General features: G+C 62.8%; 3 protein-coding genes. 1 reads left to right on the forward strand and 2 read right to left on the reverse strand.

What is annotated here, in order from left to right; translation table 11 throughout:
• Nucleotides 1-536 (reverse strand): SDR family NAD(P)-dependent oxidoreductase (locus WBF82_RS16425; RefSeq protein WP_424384038.1); only part of this gene is annotated, 536 nt, incomplete at its 3' end.
• A gap of 169 nt (nucleotides 537-705) precedes the next feature.
• Here WBF82_RS16425 and WBF82_RS16430 point away from each other — a divergent pair.
• The gene (locus tag WBF82_RS16430) at nucleotides 706-1,167 is read left to right on the forward strand and encodes a cupin domain-containing protein (RefSeq protein ID WP_424384039.1); all 462 of its coding nucleotides are present in this window, start codon (nucleotides 706-708) and stop codon (nucleotides 1,165-1,167) included.
• Between the two features lie 34 nt (nucleotides 1,168-1,201).
• On the opposite strand, the gene WBF82_RS16435 is transcribed toward WBF82_RS16430, so the two are convergent.
• Nucleotides 1,202-1,852 (reverse strand): DUF1345 domain-containing protein, encoded by a 651-nt coding sequence (locus WBF82_RS16435; RefSeq protein WP_424384040.1) that lies wholly within the window; start codon nucleotides 1,850-1,852, stop codon nucleotides 1,202-1,204.
• Between the last annotated feature and the right edge of the window lie 74 nt (nucleotides 1,853-1,926).

The raw sequence follows: 1,926 nt of genomic DNA on the forward strand, positions 1-1,926 counted from the left end.
ACAGCCATCGCCTTGGTCAGCTGGATGACGGCTGCCTTCGAGGCGCAGTAGTGGCCTACTGGCTGCGGGGTATTGACGATGTGGCCCGACATCGACGCCGTGGTGATGATGGTTCCGGCGCGTTGCTGGGCGACCATGGCCTTCGCCGCGGCCTGTGCGGTGAGGAAGACGCCGGTGACGTTGGTGTTCTGGATGCGCTGGAAGTCCTCCAGTGGCATGTCCAGCAGACTGTCGAAGGCGATGATCCCGGCGTTGCAGACCGCGATGTCGATCCCGCCCAACTCGTCGTTGACTCGGTTCAGCATGGTGGCCACCAACTCTGGCTGGGTGACATCGCAGGTGATGGGTATCGCCGTCCCGCCGCCGGCGGTGATTTCTGCGGCCACTTCCTCTAGCGGCTCGTGATGTCGGCCCGCGAGCGCCACTGCAGCCCCGGCTTGCGCGTAAGCCAGCGCCACTTGCTTGCCGATACCGCTCGAGGCGCCAGTCACCAGAGCGTTCTTGCCATGCAGCTCAAATAGTTTCGCTAAGCTCACTCTCGCTCACCAACCTTTCCGGCGACCCACGGGAACTGTATCGCTGCCGGATTTCGCCCGGCGCCAGGCTTCTGGGTATTCTCGACATCCGACATTGAAGTCGCCCAAACTGATTCACTCGCGAGCACAGCGGTGCTCTCGCCGATAACGATAGGGACGACGCATGAGCATGGCATACCTGGCGCAACCGCAGCAGCAGCAGCAATTGGAATGGCTCGACGGCGGCACGTTGGCGATCTTGCTCGACGGCAAGGCCACAGATGGCCAGTTGATGATCGGACGCTTCGATGTCAGCGAGGGCGAAGCGCCCCCGTATCACAAACACACGCGTGAGGATGAGGTCTTCATGCTGATCAAGGGGACCGCGTTGCTCTGGTACGACGACGAGGAGATGGAGCTATCGGAAGGCGGTATCGTCTTCTTGCCCAAGAACATTCCGCACGCATACCGCATCACATCCAAGAAAGCGGATCTGCTCATGATCAACACCCCCGCGGGAATCGAAGGTATGTTCCGCTACGCCGGTCGTGACAAAGCAACGCCGCGTCCGGACGGTTTCGAAATCTCTCCCGCGCGGATGGCGGAGGGCGCGGACAAGTTCGGACAGGTCATTCTTGGCCCGCCGCGCTGACCTTGCGCGGCACCGTCGGCCCCCGGCCAAGCGATCAGACCTTGGCACCCAATCCCGCGATCAGGTTGATCGTGACCGCTAGGACGACCGCGCCGAGGAGATAGGACAGCAGCGCATGGCGCAACACCGTCGCCCTGATAGCCGTCAATCCGATTTCGGTGTCTGACACCTGATAGGTCATGCCTACGGTGAAGGCCACATACGCGAAGTCCCGAAAGCGGGGCGGTTCGGGATCGTGGAAGTTGATTCCGCCCGGCTTGTCGGAGTAGTAGAGCCGCGCGTAGTGCACGGTGAACAGCGTGTGCACGGCAAACCAGGACGCGGCGACGGTCAAGATGCCGACCACGGCAGCCTCTACGGCGGTGGGGCCCGACCGCGACGCTGCGGCGACCACGTAACCGACCCCGCCCAGGCTCGCGACGCTTGCCGACACGATCACCGCGTCGGCTACCCACCGGGTGGGGTCCTCCTTGGTCACATATTTGCAGGTTTCATCGGCATCCATCCCGCCAAGGATGAGCCGCGTCCACACCACATAGACGCCGGCGGTAACGACCCAGCCGGCAAGCGCGAACCGCCAGCCGACGGTGTTGCCCACCGCGAGAGCGACGACAACTCCGAGCGCGGCGGCAACCACTATCCGAACCGCGACCGTGTCGCGGGACAACACCACGAGGGATTTCACAATCCCGACCTAAGCACCCGCACAACGCGATCCCCGTACCAACGGGCAAACAGTTGCACAGATGTTTTCATCGG

The organism is Mycobacterium sp., assembly GCF_049673265.1.
Taxonomy (GTDB): Bacteria; Actinomycetota; Actinomycetes; order Mycobacteriales; family Mycobacteriaceae; genus Mycobacterium.